Source organism: Haloechinothrix salitolerans, from assembly GCF_042662605.1.
In the GTDB taxonomy this organism is placed as follows: Bacteria; Actinomycetota; Actinomycetes; order Mycobacteriales; family Pseudonocardiaceae; genus Haloechinothrix_A; species Haloechinothrix_A salitolerans.
Window position 1 is genome coordinate 3,705,603 of record NZ_JBHSXX010000001.1, and the last position, 20,589, is coordinate 3,726,191.

Sequence of the window (20,589 nt, forward strand, 5' to 3'; positions counted from 1 at the left end):
CGTTCGCTGTATTCCAAATCACACCGAAGGAAGGCGAGAGCTATGCGAGTCGGCTCCGAAGACGTATTACTCCCCACCACGATGGTCGGCAACTACCCGAACCCACGGTGGTATGACGGTCAGCCATTCGCGGTGTATCCCAATGGTGAGTTCATATATGACGCCATCAGTAGGGAAGCACTCGAGGACGCGGTAGGCGCGATCGTGAATGACCAGGAGCACGCCGGTATCGACGTGATCAGTGACGGCAAGGTGTACGGCGGCGACTCACCCTACGGCACCATTCTGTATCACTACGTACAGCGGATGACGGGCTACAAGCTCTCGGGACCGCCGATCGGGCTGCCTATTTACTCGACGCTGTTCGCGCCCACCTGCACCGGTGAGGTGCGGCGGGAGCACCCGTTCCACCTAGCGACGTTGCGTGCCATCCGGAAGGCCACGAAGAAGCCGGTGAAGATTTCCTACACCGGTATTCAGGTGCTGGCCGCCGCCACCAACAACCAGTACTACAAGGAAACCAAAGAACTGGCGCTGGCCATCGCCAAGGCGTTCAACGAGGACCTCAAAGAACTGGCCGACAACGGCTGCGACATCGTGCAGTTCGACGAGTTCGTCTGGCCGTACGGCATGGGTGACTGGGAAATCGAGGTGCTGAACAAGGCCATCGAAGGCGTCAACATGCAATCGTGGGTGCACACCTGTTGGGGCAACTACTCCGGCACGCCGGGCTACTTCCCCGATGACGAGGAAACCGAGTTCGGCGCGTGGGTGTTGGACAAGCGCCCGTCCAGCGCACCCGCACCCGAACGGGCGAACGCCATCTTCCCGCACGTCAACGACGCCAACATCGACGCGCTCAACTACGAAGTCGGCCGCATGGGACCGGACGACCTTAAGCCGCTGGTGGACCACGGCTTCCAAAAAGACTTCGTGGCAGGCGTGATCGACGTGAAGAGCACCATCACCGAGACGGCGGACGAGGTCGCCGACCGGATCCGACAGGTGCTGGAGTACGTGCCCGCCGAGCGGGTCGGGCTCTCGACTGACTGCGGCCTGATCAACCTGCCGAGGATGGTCGCGGCGAGCAAGCTCCGTGCGCTCGCCGATGGTGTGGCCATCGTGCGTGAGGAACTGCGCGGCGCGTAATCACCGCCGCTGTCGCGGTCACGGGCGGGGCGGCACGTCTCGATGGCGCGCCGCCCCGCCCGCTGTTGATCTACGGTGCTCGTGCGACCGCCTCAGGTACCGTAAGGTCGATTACCGACCGAAAGGGCGCTGATGCCCGGAGACCGTGCCGCGCTGGAACAGACCGGTCGTGACGGGTGGCCGGAGGTTTATCGGCGGTTGCGTGCCGTGAACCTTGATTCACTCCGGCCCGAGGAGCTTGAAGCGCTCGCGGACGCCGCCTGGTGGCTGTCGCGGGTCGAGGAGTCACTGGCCGTTCGCAGGCGAGCGCACGCGGCGTACGTCGCCGCCGGGGACGCGCGCCGGGCGGGCTACCACGCTTGGATGTTGGCGACGGAGTACGGTTTCATCGGCAAGGACGCCCTCGCCGCGGGATGGTTGACCAAGGCACGGCGGCACCTTGGGGACCAGCCGGAGTGCACGGAGCAGGGGTTCCTGGCCTTCTCGGACGCCGAGCTCGCGGCGGCGTCGGGCGACCACGACGAAGCGTTGCGACTGGCCCGCCACATGGCCGACATCGGCGTCCGTTGCGGCAGTCAGGACGTCGTCGCGATGGCCCGCCTGCTTGAAGGCACGTTACGCATCGGCGCGGGGGAGACCGCGACCGGCCTGGCGCGCCTTGACGAGGCGATGTGCGATGTCATGGCGGGCGCCGTGAGCGATCTGATCGCTGGATGGCTGTACTGCCTCGCGGTGCCGGTCAGCTACGAGCTGGCTGACATGCGCCGCGCGTCCGCCTGGAACGATGCCGCGATGGCGTGGTGTGAGACGTTGCCTGCCGGGACGCCCTTCCACGGCCTCTGCCGGGTCCACCACGTCGAACTGCGGGTTCTCGGTGGTGCCTGGGACGAGGCGGACACGGAAGCCGAACGGGCGTGCCGGGAACTGCTGAGCTACCACCCGAACATGGCGGGTGAGTCGTTCTACGTGGCTGGCGAACTACGGCGTCGCAAAGGAGACCTGTCTCGCGCCGAGGACGCCTTCCTGCGCGCCCACGAGCTCGGTCGCGACCCGCAGCCTGGGCTCGCGTTGCTCCGTCTCGCCCAGGGCAGGGGAGAGGCGGCAGCCACGGCGCTGGCGTCTTGCCTTGCTGGCGGCGACTGGCAGGGACTCGGCAAGGCGCGGCTGCTGGCCGCCCAGGTGGAGATCAGTCTCGCCGTCGGCGACCTCGACACCGGGCGAGCCGCCACGCGTGGACTTGAGACGATCGCCCGTGAGTCCGGAACCACGCTGCTCAGCGCGCTGGCGTCGCACGCTCGCGGTGCGGTCGCCGTCGCCGACGGCGATGTGGCGGACGCGCTCGCACGGCTGCGGCGTGCCCGCGGTGCGTGGCTCGAACTCGAGTTGCCGTACGAGGCGGCACAGACCCGGCTACTGCTGGCGAAGGCCTGCCGGGCGGCAGGCGACTACGACACAGCGGAGCTGGAACTGCGCGCGGTGCGTGCGGCTTTCGAGCGGCTCGGGGCTGCCGACGGGCTGCGCCAGGTCGAGCGGTTCCTCGCGGCCAGCAGGGACCTGCCGTCCGGTCTGACCGCACGTCAGCTTGAGGTATTGCGACTCGTCGCTGCGGGGAAGAGCAACCGCGACATCGCCGACGAGCTGGTCATCAGCACACACACCGTCTCGCGCCACCTGGACAACATCTACACCAAGCTTGGTGTATCGAGCCGCGCGGCGGCAGCCGCTTTCGCTCACACCCACGATCTGGCCTGACCACCTGGTGCGTTCACACCACCTGCCGAAGCAGGACGTTGGGGCGTTCACGCGATGTGCGCGCGCTCCACCGCGTTCGACACTGCCGATCGGGAGCAACTGAGCTTGGGAGGCAGATCATGACCGTCACCGACACCGTCACCGACACCGTTGTCGACCCGGCAGTGGTCGAGACGCTGCGTACCGCCGTGCGTGGCCAGGTGCTGACCCCGGACGACGACGGCTACGACGACGTCCGCACGATCTACAACGTCATCCATGATCGACGACCCGGCGCGGTGGTGCGGGCCGCGAGCGTCGCCGACGTCGTCACGACCGTGACCGCCGCGCGGGAGCACGAACTGCCGTTCGCCGTGCGGGGCGGCTCACACGGCATCGCGGGGTTCGGCACCTGCGACGATGGGGTCGTGCTCGATCTGGGCGCGATGCGTGGTCTGCGTGTGGATCCTCGGCACAGGACGGTGCACGCCGAGCCGGGACTGACCTGGGGCGACCTCAACCACGCGACCCACGCCTTCGGGCTCGCCGTGACCGGCGGGATCGTGTCCACCACCGGCATCGCCGGGCTGACGCTCGGCGGCGGTCTCGGCCATCTCGCCCGGCGGTGCGGGCTGAGCTGCGACAATCTGCTCAGCGCCGACGTCGTCACCGCCGACGGCCGTCTGCTCACGTGTAGCGCGAACGAGCACCATGACCTGTTCTGGGCGCTGCGGGGCGGTGGTGGGAACTTCGGCGTGGTGACGTCGTTCGAGTACCGCCTGCACCCGATCGCGGACATCCTCGGCGGCCCAACGTTTTATCCGCTGGATGCCGAGGTCGTGCGCGGTTATCTCGACATGCTGGCTGACGCGCCGGACGAGCTGAATCTCGTCCTGGGGCTCGTGCGGGCGCCGTCCGCTCCGTTCGTGCCGGAGGCGTGGCACGACAAGCCGGTGTGCGCCGTCCTGACCTGCTGGAGCGGCCCGCGTGAGCAGGATGACCAGATCCGCGATCGGCTCGAACGGATCGGTCCGTCGGTGGGGCAGTTCGTCGACCGGATGCCGTACCCGGTGATCAACACGCTGTTCGACGACCTGCTGCCGTTCGGGTTGCGTCACTACTGGAAGGGGTGCTTCAACGCGAGCCTGCCCGACGGTGCGATCGACGCGCACGTGTCCTTCGCCGCGACGCTGCCGTCACCGGAGTCGGCCACGCTGATCTTCCCCATCGATGGCGCGTGCCACCGGGTCGGCTCGAGCGACACCGCGTTCGGCTACCGCGATGCGAATTTCGCCGTCGGGATCGGCGCCACCTGGCACGATCCGGCCGACGACGCGGCCAACATCGCGTGGACGCGCGCCTACTACGACGCGCTGCGCCCGACCGCGATGGCAGGCGGCTACGTCAACTTCTCCTCCGACGACGACCCGGCGCAAATCCGCGCCAACTACCGGCACAACCATCACCGGCTGGTGGAGGTGAAGCGACGCTACGACCCCGGCAACCTGTTCCGTCTCAACCAGAACATCGACCCCGGCGCCGCGCTACCGAGCTGAGCCGCCGCACGGGTCAGTGTGCGGCGGCTCAACAGGATGGGCTTCAGTGGACGACGTCGTAGACGAGCTTCTGAATGCCGTTGGAGTAGGACTCGCTCTCGATGAGTGCGAGCTTGGTCTTGTTGACGTCGGACTCGCTGAACATCCGCTTGCCCGCGCCGAGCAGGACCGGGAACACCAGCAAGTGGTAGCGGTCGATCAGGCCGGCGTCGGCGAGGTCGCGGCATAGGTTCGCGCTGCCGTGGACGATGATCGGCCCGCCCTCGGTGTCCTTGAGCTTGGCGACCTCGTCGAGCGAGCGCAGGATGGTGGTCTCGCCCCAGTTGTCGACCAGGTCGTCCTCGCTGAGCGTGGTGGACACGACGTACTTGGGCATGGCGTTGTAGCCAGCGAACTCCTCGGTCATCGTCGGCCACACCGGCGCGAACGCCTCATAGCTGACGCGGCCCAGCATGAGCGCCGATGCCTCCTCCTGCTCCCGGCCTTTGAGCTCGTACACCTCCGGCTGGAACTCGATGTCGTTGAATGTCCAGCCCGCGCTGCGATGGGTTTCCGCCGGGCCACCACCAGGGGAGTCGATGACGCCGTCGAGGGACAGGAAGGCGGTGTAGATCAACGTGCGCATGAGAGTTGCTCCTTCATCACGAGGTTTCATCTTCAGTCGAGACGTCGGAGCTGATCGCGCACCTTCGACATCCCAAGCGAGATTTTCTGGAGAAGTTTCGTCGCCGCTTAGCGCCTCGCCCACTCGGTGGCAGCGAGCCGTGACATCGCATCGTGTCATGAGGTGGCCCGCGAGGTCTGTCGCCACAGCGAGGCCCAGTGTTGGGCGTCGAGGTCTTTCGGCAATGCGTGCGGCGAAACCTGGTGTTTCTGTAGCCATTTCCGCAGCGCGGCACGGTCGATGTGGCCTGTACGCCTCAGGACGTCGTGCACGCCCCGGCCGGGGCCAGTGAAGACGTCGCGGACGAAACGCTGGTATGCCGCACGTTCGGTCACCAGGGGATGCGCACGGCGAGTCATGGTCAGCAGTCCGCCGTCAACGGCGGGCACAGGCCGAAAGGCTCTGGCGGGCACGCGCGAATGCAGGCGGAACTCGTACCACGGCCACCATTGAGCGGTGAGCAGGGTCGCTCCGCCGACGCCCGCTCGGCGACGGGCGACCTCCCACTGCATCAGCAGGATGGCGGACTGCCAGCCCCGCGCGGGCAAGAGGCGTTTGAGTGACGAGGTGGTGAGGTGGAACGGAAGATTCGCCACCACCACATGTGGGTGTTGGGGGAGCCGGAAACGTAGCAAGTCAGCGTGGACGATCGTGACGTTGCTCGTGACACGACGCTGGAGTCGCCGCGCTCGTTTGGGATCAAGCTCAACGGCGGTGATGGGTCGGCCCGAGCGGCTCAGCGGCACCGTGAGGGCGCCGTCACCGGCAGCGAGTTCGACGATCGGTCCGCTCGTTCGGGCAACGAGGTCGGTGATCGTGCCGATGACCGATGAGGCGACGAGGAAGTTCTGGCCAAGCTCGTGTGGCCCGCCTTGATAGGCAGCAGACATAGGTGTGCTCCGCAAACAACTGAGAAACCGGAGCCGGGCAGCACAACAAGGCCGCACCGGCGATGACACCGATGTGCGGCGGAGCCGAAAAGGTGAGTCAGCCCGCCGCTATGCGCGGCGCGGCCTCACGAAGTACATGGCATTCATGCGTAAACCCATCGAGGAGATGGTAGCAGCGGCGATCGTGCGACCACCACGAATTTCAACCCGGTCACGCGCGTTGACCGCGGCGCCACCGTCGCGGTGTGATGCCGTAGCGCTCCCTAAATCGCCGGACGAGATACGTCGCGTCGCGCAGGCCTGTCCGGGTGGCGATGACGTCCAGCGGCAGGTCGGTCTCGCGCAGCATTCGCCGCACCTCGGTCATGCGCCGCTCCGTGATCCACTCCAGCAGCGGTCGGCCGGTGCGCTCGCGGATCACCGTCGTGAGGTGCCCCGGCGTGTACCCGAGTGCGCGGGCGACGTCAGTGGCGGAGATCGGCTCGCGGAACGTCGTCTCGATCTGGTCGAAGACCCGTTCCACCAGCGGGTCCGGCTGGCGCTGCGCCGCGGGTGTAAGTCGCGCGGTCGCGACCAACAGCCGGGTGAGCAGTGCGGTGACGACGTCGCTGGCCCCGAGACGTCCCGGATCGGCCAGCTCCCCGGCCAGTTCGGTCAGCCACGCCGACCACCGTTCCCGGTCAGGCTCGGCGACCCGACCGATCCCCGCGTCGGACGCGAACAGCGCGAGCAACGGATGCTGCGCCCACGCCAACGGTGAGACCGCTGCCAAGGCAGGCACCGCGTCCGGCGTGAACGCGACCGACCACGCGCGGCAGCGCGCCAGCTCCGTGACAGCCGAAACGCCGACGACTTGCCCGGGAGGCACCGCGTGCACATCTCCGGCGTGCAGCGACCGCTCGACGCCGTCCACCGCGAACGTGCCCGCGCCCTCCTCGACGTAGACCAGGACGAGGAAGTCGTGGGCGTGCTGGTGGTCCGGCAGCTCGGCGTGCGCGGTCTCGGTGTCGAACCGGCTCACCGAGACCGGAGGCACGCCTGGGCGTTGGTCGTAGCGGTAGATCGGTGTGCCGTCCGGTCGCACCGTGCGCAGGCTCGAGGGGGCGCCCGCCGCGCTCTGGACCGAAGAATGTGCCATAGCTCCCGACTTCTGTACTGCCACCGAACCGCAGGATGTCCAAGACTGGTAGTACAACCAGATCTACCACAGCAGTACAGGGAGACCCCATGGCAGCCGACGTCCGCATCATCGACCAACGCACCCCCGAGGAGCGGTACCGCCCGTTCCTGCCCGGCATGGGCAAGGCCTGGCTCATGCCGCTGTACGACGTCTTCAGCCAGGTGGCGGGCGTGCGTGCGCTGCACCGGCGCGCTGTAAAGGCCGCCGATGTTGGGCCAGGCGAGGCGGTGGTCGACGTCGGTTGCGGAACGGGCAACCTGTCGTTGGCGATCCTCGCGGCGCAGCCGGACGCACGTGTCACCGGCCTCGACCCGGACGGCGACAGCCTGCGCCGGGCCGCGCGCAAGGCACGTCGTCGCGGAGTCGCCCTCACCCTCGTTCAAGGGTACGCCGAGCGGATTCCCGCCGAGGACGCGTCGCTGGACCACGTCGTGTCGTCGTTGGCGCTGCACCACGTCGACGACGACGGGCGGGTCGGGTTCGCCCGCGATGCGCTGCGCGCCCTCCGGCCGGGCGGCACCATCACCATCCTCGACTTCGGCGGCCACGCGTCCAGCGCTCACGATGCGCACGATCACCAGCACAACCACCAGCACGGCCACGGCCCGTTCCACTTCCTGCGGCACCTGCCCCAGCTCCTGCGCAAGCGCGTGGCCCAGAACCCGATCCTGGCCAGCAACGCTGGCAACGGCATCGTCACGCTCCTCGCGGACGCCGGGTTCACCGACGCTCGCGAGGTCGAGCACGTCGACCACCGGTTCGGGCGCGTCGCCATCGTGCGGGCGACCCACCCGTAGCGGCATCCTGGGAAGCCTCGTGCCGCGACGCGACACCGCTGCGCCACTATGGTGCCAGCGGGAGATCGCGCAGGAGGGGCGGATGGTCAGTAACGACGCGGTGGTCAGGCAGCATCCGGTACTCGCCGTGGTGGCGGAACGCCTGGCGTCCGGTAGTCGTCCGGGGGAGCGGCCCGACGGGCATCGTGTGGTGCTCTCGATCGAGGGCGGCGGCAACCGTGGGGTCATCGCGGGCGGCATGGCGCTCGCGCTGCACGAGCGTGGCCTGCTGTCCGCGTTCGACGCCGTGTACGGCGCGTCTTCCGGAGCGCTGACCGCCGCGTGGCTGCTCAGCGGCGACATCGCCACCGGGATGCACGCGTGGACGCGACCGGCCGACTTCGCGCGGTTCTCCAGGCTGTCCAACCTGCTGCGACGTCGTCCGCTCGTTGATCTCAGCTGGTTGATCGGCGAGTACTACGATCGCAGGCTCGGGCTTAACGCCGCCGAGATCCTGGCCAACCCGGTTAGCATCCATCCACTCGCGACCGACGTCGACACCGGGTCGGCGGTGGACCTGCATCCGCGGATCAGCGACAAGGAGTCGTTGCACACCGCGTTGCGGGCGAGCGCGGCGCTGCCGCTCGTCGCGGGGAAGCCGGTCGAGCTGGCGGGCAGGCGGTACCTCGACGCGGGCGTCGCCGAGTCGGTGCCGTTCGAGACGCCACTCGCGGCAGGAGCGACGCACATGCTGGTGCTCACCTCGCGCAAGAACGACGACCTGGCCCAAGACCCGCTCGTGGTGCGTCGGATCGCCGACGCCTGGCTGCGCCGGGCCGCGCCGGGCGCTCGGGCGGCGTTCCTCGCCAGGGAGACCCGCTCCGCCGCGACGGCGGAACGGCTGGCGAACCACAGCGCGGACCCGGACGGCTCACCAGCGGTGCTCGCCATCCGACCCGGCCCGGACACGCCACGGGTGGCGCGAATGGAGTCGGACGGGTCGGTGATCGCCGCGGGACTCGCGGCGGGGCACGACGCCATGGCCGCGATCCTCGACGACGGGATGACCGCGCGAAGCTGAGCACGGGTCCGTGGGTGCTACCGCAGTAGCTTCGGGAGGCCTGGGCCGTCTAGTGTGAGTGGATGGTCCGACGTGAAACCGCAGGTGACACGGGGGGCGCGGCGGTGCTGGAACGGGGGCGGGCGGCGTATGCGCATGGCCGCTGGGCTGACGCCTTCGAGGACCTGGCGGAAGCGGACGAACAGTCACGTCTGGTCGCCGAAGACCTCTGCGCGCTCGCGACCGTCGCGTTCCTGGTCGGCCATGACACCGTCGCCCTCGATGCCTTTCAACGGGCGCATCACGCCTTCCAGGAGGACGGCGACGTTGGGCATTCCGTGCGTTGCGCGTACTGGCTCGGCTATGTGCTGATGCTGTCCGGCCGGATGGCAGAGGCGATGGGCTGGTGGATGCGCGGTCAACGGCTCCTCGAGGAGGACGGTGTCCAGCGCGTCGAGCACGGCTACCTGTTGATCCCGGCCTCGCTGCGGAAGGTGAACGACGGCGAGCCGCGCGCCGCGTACGACGGGTTCCGCGAGGCCCTGGCGATCGCGGAACGCTTCGGCGACCCGGACCTCGCCGCGTGGAGCAGGCTCGGCTGTGGGCGAGCGTTGATCGAGATGAGCCAGGCGGATCGTGGCATGGCCATGCTGGACGAGGCGATGGTCGCCGTCACCGCAGGCGAGGTATCGCCCATGCTGACCGGCCGCATCTACTGCGCGGTGATCATGGCGTGCCGGATGACGTTCGACCTGCGGCGTGCCCAGGAATGGACGGCCGCGTTCAGCCGCTGGTGCGCCACCCAGCAAGGGCTGAAACCGTACCGGGGCCAGTGCCTGATCCACCGCTCGGAGATCATGCAGCTCCACGGCGAGTGGTCGGAGGCCATTGATGAGGTCGGGCAGGCGTGTGCGCATCTGTCCGACCCGCCCGGCGACCCGGTGCTGGGCATGGCGCAGTACCAGATGGGCGAGCTGCTGCGGCTGCGCGGCGAGTTCGCCGCGGCCGAGGACGCCTACCGGCGCGCGGGCGAGTGCGGGCACCACGTCCATCCCGGCCTCGCGATGCTGCGCCTGGCGCAGGGCCGCCTCGATGACGCCGTCGCCGCGATCCGCAGGGTCGCCGCCGAGTCCGAGGCGGACCGGACGGAGCGGGCCAGGATTCTCGGCGCGTTCATCACGATCATGCTCGCCGCTGACGACGTCGACGGGGCACGGACCGCCACCGAGGAGTTGGAGCAGCTCGCGGCGGACTTCGACGCGGTGTACCTGCACGCTGTCGCCGCCTCCGCTCGGGGCGCGGTCGCGCTCGCGGACGGCGACGCTCACCGCGCGTGCGCCTCGTTCCGGCGAGCATGGCAGGCATGGCAGGAGCTGGCCGCCCCGTACGAGGCGGCCGAGGTGCGGCTGTCGATGGCGAAGGCGTGCCGCGAACTGCGTGACCACGACACCGCCGAGTTGGAGCTGAACGCCGCCCGTAGAACGTTCGAGAAGCTGGCGGCGGCCCCTGCGCTGGAAGCAGCCATGGGGCTGTCCCGGACCACGGCTGCCACGGACCCCACGCTGACGCGCCGCGAGCTGGACGTCGTGCGGCTGGTGGCGAGCGGGGCCACCAACCGCGACATCGCGCGGGCGCTGTCGATCAGTGAGAAGACGGTCGCCAGGCACCTGAGCAACATGTTCGGCAAGCTGGGCGTCACCTCACGCTCCGGTGTCACCGCCTACGCCTACGAGCACGACCTCGTGCCCGACCGCTGACCGGGCTACACATATCTACCCATATCGCATCGACGTCGCGAGTTGGGCATTTCTTTCGACGCGCCGCCGGGCTCGCGCGGCCGATGCTGGTGAGGTCATAGCTCACCAAGGAGACGGACCATGACCACACAAGCACCGGGCACCGAACAGATCCGCCAGGCATGGGAGTCGGTGGCAGCGGAGTTCGACGACAGCGTATCGCCGTTGACCATGCGGTTCGGGGAAACGGTCGTTGACAGGCTCGACGTCGGCCCGGGAACCACGCTCCTCGACATCGGCGCGGGCAGCGGCGCGCTCGCCATCCCGGCGGCACGGCGGGGTGCGGACGTCCTCGCGGTGGACCTCGCGCCGACCATGATCGACCGGCTCAACGAACGGGCGCGCGAGCTGCCGAACCTACGCGGCCAGGTGATGGACGGCGAACACCTCGATCTCGCGGAAAACACGTTCGACGTGTCGGGCTCGATCAACGGCGTCACACTGTTTCCGCACGTCGACGTCGGTATCGCCGAGATGGCGCGGGTGACGAAGCCGGGCGGGAAGGTCGCGCTCATCGGCTTCGCCCACGGCGTCGCGCGGGCGGAGTTCGTCGCGTTCCTTTTCGCCGCCGTACGGACGGCGGTACCCGACGCCGTCCTCCCGCCGACGGACCCGCCGCCGCTGCCGTTCCAGCTAGCCGACCCGCGAACGTTGCGCACCAAGCTGATCGACGCCGGCCTGGCCGACGTCTCGGTAGAAGTGACGACGTGGGACATCGAGGTGCGCTCGGCGGCGCACTACTGGGACGCGGTCACGGCAAGCAACCCGATCGCCGCACGGGTCGTCGCGCAGCTCAGCCCCGAGCAACAGATGGACGTCCGGCGCGTCATCGACGGGATGCTGCGCGAACGCTCGAACGGCGCGCCGGGGGCGGTATTGCACAACGCGATGAACCTCGGCGTCGGAACAGCCGGCTGAGCAACCAGGAAGGAGCCTTGTCATGACCTCGACAAAGACAACCAGGAGCCGCTATGGCGCTGCCGCCCTCGCGGTGGCGCCCGTGGTGATGCTCGTCGCGCTGGTCGGGCATCCGTACATCACGCGGCTGCCCGACGCGAACGCCGTCGCCACCGCCGCAGAGGCGAACACGACGCTGTGGGCGGTGGTGCATTTGCTCACAATTCTCGGTGTCGTGTTGATCGCGCTGGCGTTCGTCGCGATCCGCGCACACCTGCGTGACGCGGGCGAGAACCGGTACGCCTGGGCGCTGCCGTGGGTACTGTTCGGCAGCTTCCTGTACGGCATCCTGCCGGGACTGGAGTTCACGCCGTTCGCGGTCGCACGAACGGGTGGCGACGTCGCCGCGGCACAGCAGGAGCTGGCGCCGGTGTTCATCCCCGTGTTGGCGGTCAGCGCGATCACCTTCGCGATCGGCGTGGCGGGCTTCGCGAAAGCCGTGCTCGTCAGCGACATCCTGGGCTCGCCGTGGAGCCAGGTCGTCGCGACCGCGTTGGTCGTGCTCGCACTGTCCCGATTCGTGCCGCTGGGCGCGGTGCAGTTCTACGTCCAGGCGGCGGCCGGGCTCGTGGCACTGTGGCCGTTGGCGGTGCACATGTGGCGCGGCACCGTGCCGACGCCGGTGGTGCGCACGCACGCCGCGGCCACGGGGTGACGCCCGCGCGCATCGACGTCGATCAGACAGCTGGTCGACGTCGATGCCGCATGATTGGACTACCGCTGTTCAGGCACGCCCGCCGCACGCAGGCCGTCCAGATACATGGCGCGCTGCTCTGGTCGCTTGAGGTAAAACAGCTTCCGATCGGCATAGTCGATCGAGAACATCGGACACTGCTCGAGCAATGCCGGAACGGCGGCCGACGCCTGCGGGGTGCGTCCAGAATGCGCCAAGGCCACCAGCCGATGTGCTGTCGTCCAGTACTGGCAGTTGGGGATGGATGATGCCCGCTCCGCCCATGTGATCGCGTCGTCGAAGCGGTGAGAGAACAGCAGAGCCAACGCACCGTAGGTGAGGAAGGCCCACAACTGAGGGTCATGCGAGCCGAGTGTCACCGAACGTTCGAATTGGACGAGTGCCTCGTCGTAGCGGCCTTCGTAACACAGCGAGTCACCCAGCCCGCAGTACGCCGCCGCGAACGTCGGATTCAGCTCGATGGCCCGCTGGTTGGCGACGAGGGCAGCCTGATACTCGCGGCGGGCGAGCCGCACGCGGCCGTGCAGCACGTGGAACAGGGCATTCTGGTCGTCCGTTCGCAGCGCCTTGCTCGTGGCGTCGAGAGCGGCATCGAGCAGGTCGGGCTTAGGATCAGTGTCCCAGTAGACCATCCCCAGCACGACGGCATAGGCCCACCAGGCGTGCGCATCGGGAAAGTCGGGGTCCTGTTCCCGGCACTGGCGCAGCATTCGCTGGGCCTCGACATTGCCATCCCTTGTGAACTGGAAAAAGCGGTCGACGCCGAGATGAAACAAGTCCCAGGTACGAAGGTCGGTGTGTGGACGGGTGCTGCTCCGGCTGCGTTCGGCGTAGCCGACCTCGGGTTCGACCGTCGCCACTATCACCTCGGTCATCTCGTCGAGCACGTCGAAGAGATCCTTGAATTCGCGGTCGAAGCGATCGGCCCAGAGACACACGCCCGCCGCCGTATCGGTGAGGGTGGCGGTGACTCGGAGCCGCTGCCCGTCGAGACGGATGGTGCCCTCGACGGCGTAGCGGGCGCCGAACTCCTCATGGAGTCGGGGGACGACGTCAGGAACATCTTTCAGGCCCGCCGTCGCCGCCGCGGTCAGCACACGGATCCAGCGATGCTTTGACAAGGCGGCGATCACATCGTGGGTGAGGCCTCTGGCCACGTGCCGACTACCTGGGGACGGTGTGAGGTCGGTGAAGGGAAGCACGGCCACGACCGGCCGGTCGTGGGCCGTGGGCGCGGGCCGCTCTGACCGGCCAACGGGTCCCGCCTCCTGACGGGCTGTATCCGGCGTCCCGGTAGCTTCTCCATCCGTCCCGTCGCAGACGACGGGAGCGACGAACATGTAGCCACGCCCGTGCACGGTTTTCACCATGCGCTGGTCACGTCCGGTATCGCCGATCGCCCTACGTGCGCCTTTGATTTGGGCGCTGAGCGCTGACTCACTGACGAACCGATTCCCCCAGACACAGTCCAGCAGTTCTTCCTTTGGCACCGCCCTATCGCGGTGGTCGATCAGGTGCAGCAGCACTCGTAGCGCTCGCGGCTCGATCGCTACGACCTCTCCGGCGCGGCGGAGCTCGTAGCGGCTGCGGTCGAGCACGCAGTCCCCGAAGTAGAGCGCCACATGACGAAAATACCACCTAGGGCATAACGGACCGTGATGATCGCGTCGCCCGCGGCCGCCCGAGCGCAGGTGGTCACGGGAGGGTGTCGCGGCCCGGTGGGACACCTGTATGCTCCTAATGAAAATGATTGTCGATACAGATTGTTCCTGGAGCGTGACGTGACGACCGGAGTGCGAATCAGCAGGGCCGTGGCGATCGCGGCGGTCGTGGGAATGGCCTCCGGTTGTTCACCGGGCGCCGCGGACGACCAGAGCGACTCCGGGCCCGTCAAGGTGGCCGCCGGGTTCTATCCGTTGCGGTTCCTCGCCGAGCGGATTGGCGGGCCTGATGCCGAGGTCACCGGGCTTACCCCGCCGGGTACCGAGCCACACGATCTCACCCTGACCGGCCCTGCCAGAGCCGCGGCGGAAGAAGCCGAGGTGATGATCTACGCCGGTGAGGACTACCAGCCCGAGGTGACCGACGTGGTCCGGCAACGTTCCGGCGACATGACCGCGCTCGACATCCTCGCGGTTTCGGAGTTGGACCTGCTGCACGCCGACAAGCATCACCACGGCCATGGTGGAGACAGGCACGCTGACGAGGACTCCCACGATCACTCCGGTGACCAGCGGGCGGTCGATCCGCATGTGTGGCTCGACCCGCTGCGCTACCAGCGCGTCGCCGACGCAGTCACCGAAACTCTCGCGAGGGAACGCCCCGAGCGTCGCGCCTCGTTCGAACAGCGACGCGACGAACTGAAGGTGCAGCTGCGAGACGTTCACCGCCATCTGCGGGATGCGACGTCCGACTGCGCGTCACGAACACTGATCACCAACCACGCGGCGTTCGGCTACCTCGCTGACCGCTACGACCTCGAGCAGGTGCCGATCGCGGGCTTGTCTCCGGAGCACGAACCTGACCCAGGGACACTCGCGCGGATCGCCACCGAGGCGCGCCGCGCCAACGTGAGCACGATCTTCGCCGAGGAAGGCATCCCGGCCAAACTCGCTCGCGCCGTCGCCGACGAGGCGGGCGCCGAGGTCGGGGTGCTCGCGGTGATCGAGTTCGCACCCACGTCGGGCGACGGCGCCGACGGCGGCGACTACGTCAGCCGCATGCACGCCAACGCGGACGCGCTCCAGGCCGGACTGGACTGCCGATGACGCCGGACGCCCCGATGGATGCCGTGCTGTCGGTGCGCGACCTCACGGTGAGCTTCGGCAGTTCGCTTGTGCTGCGCTCGGTGCATCTCACCGTGTACGCCACCGAAGGCGTCGCCCTGCTCGGCCAGAACGGGGCGGGAAAGTCGAGCCTGCTCCGCGCCATCGCTGGACTCCAGCCGTATCGCGGTGACGTCGATGTGCCGTCGACACGACATCGGGCATCGAGCGTCGCCTTCGTCGCCCAGACCAGTGGCGGTGGTCACGGCATTCGATGGGACCTGCCACTCAACGTCAGCGACGTCGTCGGGTTTGGGCTGCTCCGACGCCGACGCCCGCGGGCAGGTCGCGGCAAGGCCGATCGCGAGGCGATCGCCGACGCCATCGCGCGGGTCGGACTTACTCCGCTGGCACGACGTCCGATCAACACCCTCTCCGGCGGCCAGCGGCAACGGGTGCTGCTGGCCCGTGCGTTGGTGCAGCGCCCCGACGTCTTGCTGCTGGACGAGCCGTTCGCCGGTGTCGACGCCGACACCCGCGACACCCTCGGCGAGCACTTGCACCAGCTGCGGGGGGCCGGTGTCGCCGTGCTGTGCGCACTCCACGAAGAGCATCTCGCTCACCGCTTTTTCAGTCGCGTGCTGACGCTCGAGTCTGGACGGCTGCACGCCCCGCCGTTGCTCTCACCGCATGACACCCGCGATATGCCGCACCAGGCGGGTGAGCCGGCGTGGCGTTGACGCTGCTGACCGAACCATTTCAGTACACGTTCTTCCAGCACGCCACGCTGGCGACCCTCGCCATCGGCGTCGCCGCGCCACTGGCAGGCGCGTGGGCCATGCAGCGACGGCTGGTGTACCTCACCGACGCCCTCAGCCACGGCGTGCTGGCTGGAGTGGCGTCCGCCGCGCTGCTCGGCACCAGCCTGATCGCGGGAGCGCTGGTCACCGCGATCGTGATGGCCTCTCTGATCGCGCTGCTCGTCATCAGGGTGAAGGTGCCAGAAGACTCCTCGATCGGATTGGTCGGGCAAGGGCTGTTCGCCCTTGGCGTGCTCGGTCTGACGTTGCAGCGCGATCCCCGTGCGCTGCAACACGTGCTTTTCGGCAACCCGCTCACCGTGACCAGCATGGACGTCGCGGTCGACATCGGTCTCGCGCTGGTAATCGTGTTCGCGGTGCTGTGGCTCCGGCCGGTGCTGAGCGCTACCACGTTTGACCCGCAGCACGCCCGCACCCTCGGACTCCCTGTCGCACTTGTCGACACGGGTGTTGTGCTCGGCCTCGCCGTCGTCGTCGTGATTGGACTCTCCAGCGTCGGGGTGCTCATGGCGCTGACGCTGTCGCTCGCGCCCGCCGTCGCGGCACGGCTGCTCTGCCAGCGCACATCCACGCTGCTCGGCTGCGCCACCGCGGGCGGCGTCGCGGCGGGCCTACTCGGCCTACTCGTCAGCTATCACGCCGGGTTGCCGACCGGCCCTGTCGTCGCGCTGCTCGCCACCGCCGAAGTGCCCCTCGCCGCCGTCATCGCCGTGCTGCGGAACGCGCCACGCGCAGCCCGCACCGCGAGGGCGTGACGCACCAGAGTCCGTGGCCACGCATCGCCCGCAGTGGCGGACCGTGGGGGAGCACGGCGATATCGCGCTGTCAGGCAGCGTGCTCGCAGGTGGGGCAGGTGCAGTCCGTGCAGGTGCAGCTGCTGCACGCGTCGTTGCATGACGCGCACTGGCATTGGGCGTGGTTGCAGGTAGGGCAGCTGCAGTCGGCGCACTCGCACATCGCGCAGGAGTCGGCGCAGTTCGCGCAGGAGCAGGTGGTGCACTCGTCGTAGTGCACGCCGTTGGTGTCGTGGTGCTCGCGGTGGACGTGCCCATCGTGCAGGTAGTCGACGTGGTCGCCGTGGATGACCGACGCGTGCCCGCAGCCGGGTCCGTGGGTGTGGTTGTGGTGTTCGGCAGGGCGGTGCTCGGTCGCCGTCGTCATGGTTCCTCCTTGGACCCGGCTGGATACCGCCCAGCGTCGAATGCATAGGTACGCATGTCAAATTGAAACGTCACCCAGGTGATGTTGGTCGGCCCCTGCCAGGCTCAGACTGCCTCCGATGCGGCGTGATCAGCGAGCGCTCAGGCGGCGCGGGTCGGTAACGGTAACCCGGCCCCGGGAGAGGGAAACGATCGCCGCGTCCTCGAGCTCACGCAGCACGCGGTTGACGGTGGCGCGCGTGGTACCCGCTAGGCCGGCGATCTCCTCCTGGGTGAGCGGAATGGCGACCGTCGCGTCGCGGCCAGCGCGGTCGGCATACAAGGTCGCCAAGCGGGCGAGCTGCCGTTCCACTCGCTTGTCCACCGGTAGGTACAGCGCCTCGAGAACCTGGCCGCTGAGCCTGCGCACATACGCGCTCATCATCGACAACAGGAAGGCGTCGATCGTGCTCGACTCATTCCGCAGCGCGTGAAAGCTGTCGCGGTGGATCGCCAGCGTCATCGTCGGTTCCAGCGTGATCACCGTAGCCGTTCGCACGCTCCCTGGATCAAGCAACGCCAGCTCACCGAAGGCGTCACCTTTACCGAGAATCGACAGCGTGACCATTTCGCCCATGGGTGTGGTCACGCGCACCGCCACCCGACCCTCGTCGATGAAATGCAGCGTGTCTCCAGGGTCGCCTTCGTGCCAGATGATCTCTCTGCGGCCGTACCGCCTCGGTTTGCCTGCTTCGCGCAGCTTGCGGCGGTCGTCGCCGCTCAGCGACGCCAGGTGAGTCATGTACCTATTGTGCAGCGTGCGGAGATGCGCGCATCGGCGAGACGACGGTACCGACGCTGCCGGCGCGCACGCTGGAAGTGTCGCCATCACGACAGACGGCGACGTCACCAGGGGCGACGCTGGAATCTCATTCGTCCGACCACCAAGAGATCACGGAGAGAACGATGAGCTACCTAGTGAAGCTCGGCGTCGCGGCGGGCGCGGCGATCGCGTTCGGCGTACTGCAGGCACCGGCGGCCCTCGCGCTGCCGACCGAACCGGTCCTGCGGTACTGCGAGTGGAACGGCAAGTACTACAAGCCGGGCGAGGAGATCGAGGTGTACTCACCCGACGGGACGCTCAGAACCTACCGCTGCGACCCGGACGGGACCGGGGAGTGGGAGGAGGTCTCGTACACCTACTCCCACTCGTACGGCTACACGGCCTACTGGTGGTGATCGTCAGGAACCCAGTGAACGGAGTACGAACGCCTCGACGGGTTCGCTCTTGCCCTTCACCGGGAGCGGCCCGACTGGCTCGACCGTGGCGATATCACCAATCGCGCCACGTGTGGCGGCGCTGACGACGACTTGGCCGGGGTCAGCGGCGGACTCCAGTCTTGCGGCGAGGTTGGTGGTGTCGCCGATGGCCGTGTAGTTGCGGAACTCGTCGGATCCGATGTTTCCGACGAGCGCACGGCCGGTGTGTATCCCAGCCCGGAACCGTGGCCACTCCGGATGCGCGCCACGGACACGCTCGACGGCCTCCTGTAGTGCGAGCGCGGCTCGCGCCGCGCGACGCGGGTGATCGGGCTGGCGGGCGGGGGCGTTGAAGATCGCCATGACGGCGTCACCGACGAACTGCACCACGGTCCCGCCATGTTCGAGAATCACCGGGACGACCACGCGATAGTAGGTGTTGAGCATCGCGACGACGTCATCCGGCTCGCCGCGTTCCGCGAACGGCGTGAAGCCGTGCAGGTCGGCCATGAGGACGGTGACGTCGGCGATCTCCCCGCCGAGCCGAGCCTGCGAGGGGTCGGCGATCAGCGAGGTCGCGACGTCGGGGGAGAGATAGGACCGGAACAGGTCTTCCATCGAGGCATACAGCCGGGTGTTCTCGAGCGCGATGGACAGTTGGCTGGCGAAGGATCGCAGCAGCGCGAGTTCGGTGTCGTCGACGGCGCGTCGGGGATGCGTGACCTCCAGTTGGCCCGCTCGATGCCCCTTGACGTCGAGCGGAATGACCACGGTCGCCCCTTCCGTTGGGTCGAGCGAGACACCGCCGTCGGCGAACTCGAGTCGTCCGTCGGTCATGAGTCCCAGGCGCAATCGCAGCGGGGCGAACGTCTCTGACGCCACGGCCATCGCCTTCTCGAGCAGCTGCCGCTCGTCAGTGTTGACGCTGGCCTGCTGTCCGACCGTGACGAGCGCCCCGAGCCGCTTCGTCTGGGTGCGCTCACGACCCAGCGCGTCCGCGGCACGCTCCAGCACGTCGAGTTGCTGCTCGGTGAGGTCGAACCGTCCGGCGATCGACGAGATCTGGTTGCTCAGAGTGCCGTCGTCGCCGAACTCCGCACGCTGGCGCATGGCACGGGCGAGCTCATCGAGCGCGTCGGCGTAATCGCGGCGCATCCGATTCACCGTGCTCGCCAGCGCGACACCATGGAACAGCCCGGCGGGTGAGCCCTCTCGCCGGTACTGCACGTAGGCGCTGTAGGCGACGAACGCGAACGCCAACGCCATCAGCACGTGCCATTCCCACCACGAGGCGTGCCAGTTCCTGCCGTAGCCGATGGCGAACATCGCCTCGGCGAGCAGGGTGAACGCGGTGATCAGGCTGATGAGCATCACCGCGGGTCGCCGCCGGTAGATCAGGTAGTAGCGCAACGCCGAGACGCCATACAGCGCGGTACCGAGAAACGCCGCCGCGACCAGCAGCCGCTGCCCGATTTCGGCGTTCAGTGGCCGAGCCAGTATCGGGGCCTCCAGGAGCGACAACGCTGCCCAACCGGTGAGCACGGCCGCTACCGCCGTCCACATGGCGGGCCGCAGGCGCCGTAGCCGCCGGGTGGCGGCAGGGGAGAACTCGATCGATGACACCGCGGCGAGGATGCTGGCGAGCAGGAGACCCACGGGCGTCGCGACGTCGAACCCGGTGTTGGACGAGGCGAGGATGATCCCCGGCGTCGCCAAGGCGTGTAAACCGAGGAACCCCGCCGCGACGACGAACGCCAACCCGATCAGGAACAGCCGGTCGTCGTCGCGACGCCGGGCCGCGTCGCCGACGACCACGCCCAGCGCGACACTCACCGCGGCGGTGAACAGTACCAACCAGAAGTGCGCGGGATGGTGTTGCCAGCGGACGTCCATCTCCGGCCGCGCGACGAGCAGCCACAGTGCGGCCACGGGGATGAGCAGGTGCAACACCCACACGGCGGGCCCCGAGAAGATGGCCCGTCGATAGGGCGTATGCAAGTCCGTCATCCACACTCCCGTCCGAATGGTCGACGTCGCCGTGTCCAGCTCCAGCATGGTATTCCGAAGAGTCCGGTTCGCACAGGCGCGGCGGGTGACGGTCCCTGTGTCTGCTTCGTGATGTCGTCGGGCGTTGTTGGGAATCGCGGTGCT

At 68.2% G+C, this 20,589-nt stretch carries 19 protein-coding genes; 12 read left to right on the forward strand and 7 right to left on the reverse strand.

The annotated features are described in order from the left end of the window. Window positions 1–42 precede the first annotated feature (42 nt). From ACFQGD_RS17575 to ACFQGD_RS17585, 3 genes are all read left to right on the forward strand, one after another. On the forward strand, window positions 43–1,149 hold the full coding sequence (locus tag ACFQGD_RS17575; RefSeq protein WP_345403090.1) for a cobalamin-independent methionine synthase II family protein: 1,107 nt from the start codon (window positions 43–45) through the stop codon (window positions 1,147–1,149). A 132-nt stretch (window positions 1,150–1,281) separates the two neighbouring features. After that, on the forward strand, window positions 1,282–2,901 hold the full coding sequence (locus tag ACFQGD_RS17580; protein WP_390221068.1) for a LuxR C-terminal-related transcriptional regulator: 1,620 nt from the start codon (window positions 1,282–1,284) through the stop codon (window positions 2,899–2,901). Window positions 2,902–3,020: 119 nt separating this feature from the next. Beyond that, the gene (locus ACFQGD_RS17585; protein ID WP_345403084.1) at window positions 3,021–4,436 is read left to right on the forward strand and encodes an FAD-binding oxidoreductase; all 1,416 of its coding nucleotides are present in this window, start codon (window positions 3,021–3,023) and stop codon (window positions 4,434–4,436) included. Window positions 4,437–4,479: 43 nt separating this feature from the next. Here the strand turns inward: ACFQGD_RS17585 and ACFQGD_RS17590 are convergent, their stop codons facing one another. The 3 genes from ACFQGD_RS17590 to ACFQGD_RS17600 all read right to left on the reverse strand — a co-directional run bounded on the left by ACFQGD_RS17590 (window position 4,480) and on the right by ACFQGD_RS17600 (window position 7,128). Next, window positions 4,480–5,061, reverse strand: coding sequence for a dihydrofolate reductase family protein (locus ACFQGD_RS17590; RefSeq protein ID WP_345403081.1), 582 nt, complete (start codon window positions 5,059–5,061; stop codon window positions 4,480–4,482). A gap of 155 nt (window positions 5,062–5,216) precedes the next feature. Further along, window positions 5,217–5,990 (reverse strand): 23S ribosomal RNA methyltransferase Erm, encoded by a 774-nt coding sequence (erm, locus tag ACFQGD_RS17595; RefSeq protein WP_345403078.1) that lies wholly within the window; start codon window positions 5,988–5,990, stop codon window positions 5,217–5,219. 211 nt (window positions 5,991–6,201) lie between these two features. Further along, window positions 6,202–7,128, reverse strand: a complete 927-nt coding sequence (locus ACFQGD_RS17600) for an AraC family transcriptional regulator (RefSeq protein WP_345403075.1) — start codon at window positions 7,126–7,128, stop codon at window positions 6,202–6,204. Between the two features lie 89 nt (window positions 7,129–7,217). Here ACFQGD_RS17600 and ACFQGD_RS17605 point away from each other — a divergent pair, with 89 nt between their 5' ends. The 5 genes from ACFQGD_RS17605 (at window position 7,218) to ACFQGD_RS17625 (ending at window position 12,414) form a co-directional block, all read left to right on the forward strand. Then, window positions 7,218–7,967, forward strand: coding sequence for a class I SAM-dependent methyltransferase (locus tag ACFQGD_RS17605; protein ID WP_345403072.1), 750 nt, complete (start codon window positions 7,218–7,220; stop codon window positions 7,965–7,967). Between the two features lie 82 nt (window positions 7,968–8,049). Then, complete coding sequence (locus tag ACFQGD_RS17610; RefSeq protein WP_345403069.1) at window positions 8,050–9,027, forward strand: patatin-like phospholipase family protein; 978 nt, start codon at window positions 8,050–8,052, stop codon at window positions 9,025–9,027. A 62-nt stretch (window positions 9,028–9,089) separates the two neighbouring features. After that, window positions 9,090–10,763: a helix-turn-helix transcriptional regulator gene (locus tag ACFQGD_RS17615; RefSeq protein WP_345403066.1), complete on the forward strand. Its 1,674-nt coding sequence runs from the start codon at window positions 9,090–9,092 to the stop codon at window positions 10,761–10,763. 120 nt (window positions 10,764–10,883) lie between these two features. After that, window positions 10,884–11,720 carry a class I SAM-dependent methyltransferase gene (locus tag ACFQGD_RS17620; RefSeq protein ID WP_345403063.1) on the forward strand — a complete coding sequence of 279 codons (837 nt, stop codon included), beginning with the start codon at window positions 10,884–10,886 and terminating at the stop codon, window positions 11,718–11,720. A gap of 22 nt (window positions 11,721–11,742) precedes the next feature. Continuing rightward, window positions 11,743–12,414 carry a hypothetical protein gene (locus ACFQGD_RS17625; protein WP_345403060.1) on the forward strand — a complete coding sequence of 224 codons (672 nt, stop codon included), beginning with the start codon at window positions 11,743–11,745 and terminating at the stop codon, window positions 12,412–12,414. A 59-nt stretch (window positions 12,415–12,473) separates the two neighbouring features. Here ACFQGD_RS17625 and ACFQGD_RS17630 read toward each other — a convergent pair whose 3' ends face one another. Then, window positions 12,474–14,075 carry a winged helix-turn-helix domain-containing tetratricopeptide repeat protein gene (locus ACFQGD_RS17630; protein ID WP_345403057.1) on the reverse strand — a complete coding sequence of 534 codons (1,602 nt, stop codon included), beginning with the start codon at window positions 14,073–14,075 and terminating at the stop codon, window positions 12,474–12,476. 159 nt (window positions 14,076–14,234) lie between these two features. Between ACFQGD_RS17630 and ACFQGD_RS17635 the strand changes: the two genes are divergently transcribed. From ACFQGD_RS17635 to ACFQGD_RS17645, 3 genes are read left to right on the forward strand one after another with little or no spacing between them, the layout of a single operon-like run. Further along, the gene (locus ACFQGD_RS17635) at window positions 14,235–15,221 is read left to right on the forward strand and encodes a metal ABC transporter substrate-binding protein (RefSeq protein ID WP_345403054.1); all 987 of its coding nucleotides are present in this window, start codon (window positions 14,235–14,237) and stop codon (window positions 15,219–15,221) included. After that, the gene (locus ACFQGD_RS17640; protein WP_345403051.1) at window positions 15,218–15,958 is read left to right on the forward strand and encodes a metal ABC transporter ATP-binding protein; all 741 of its coding nucleotides are present in this window, start codon (window positions 15,218–15,220) and stop codon (window positions 15,956–15,958) included. The genes ACFQGD_RS17635 and ACFQGD_RS17640 overlap by 4 nt, the downstream gene beginning before the upstream one ends. Further along, window positions 15,949–16,794 (forward strand): metal ABC transporter permease, encoded by an 846-nt coding sequence (locus ACFQGD_RS17645; protein ID WP_345403048.1) that lies wholly within the window; start codon window positions 15,949–15,951, stop codon window positions 16,792–16,794. Before ACFQGD_RS17640 ends, ACFQGD_RS17645 begins: the two co-directional genes overlap by 10 nt. Before the next feature lie 70 nt (window positions 16,795–16,864). Here ACFQGD_RS17645 and ACFQGD_RS17650 read toward each other — a convergent pair whose 3' ends face one another. Next, window positions 16,865–17,200, reverse strand: a complete 336-nt coding sequence (locus tag ACFQGD_RS17650; RefSeq protein ID WP_390221069.1) for a hypothetical protein — start codon at window positions 17,198–17,200, stop codon at window positions 16,865–16,867. A 129-nt stretch (window positions 17,201–17,329) separates the two neighbouring features. Next, window positions 17,330–17,980: a Crp/Fnr family transcriptional regulator gene (locus ACFQGD_RS17655; RefSeq protein ID WP_345403042.1), complete on the reverse strand. Its 651-nt coding sequence runs from the start codon at window positions 17,978–17,980 to the stop codon at window positions 17,330–17,332. A gap of 164 nt (window positions 17,981–18,144) precedes the next feature. On the opposite strand from ACFQGD_RS17655, the gene ACFQGD_RS17660 reads away from it, so the two are divergent. Beyond that, window positions 18,145–18,417, forward strand: a complete 273-nt coding sequence (locus tag ACFQGD_RS17660; RefSeq protein WP_345403039.1) for a hypothetical protein — start codon at window positions 18,145–18,147, stop codon at window positions 18,415–18,417. A 3-nt stretch (window positions 18,418–18,420) separates the two neighbouring features. Here the strand turns inward: ACFQGD_RS17660 and ACFQGD_RS17665 are convergent, their stop codons facing one another. Next, window positions 18,421–20,445 (reverse strand): adenylate/guanylate cyclase domain-containing protein, encoded by a 2,025-nt coding sequence (locus ACFQGD_RS17665; RefSeq protein ID WP_345403036.1) that lies wholly within the window; start codon window positions 20,443–20,445, stop codon window positions 18,421–18,423. Window positions 20,446–20,589: the final 144 nt, after the last annotated feature.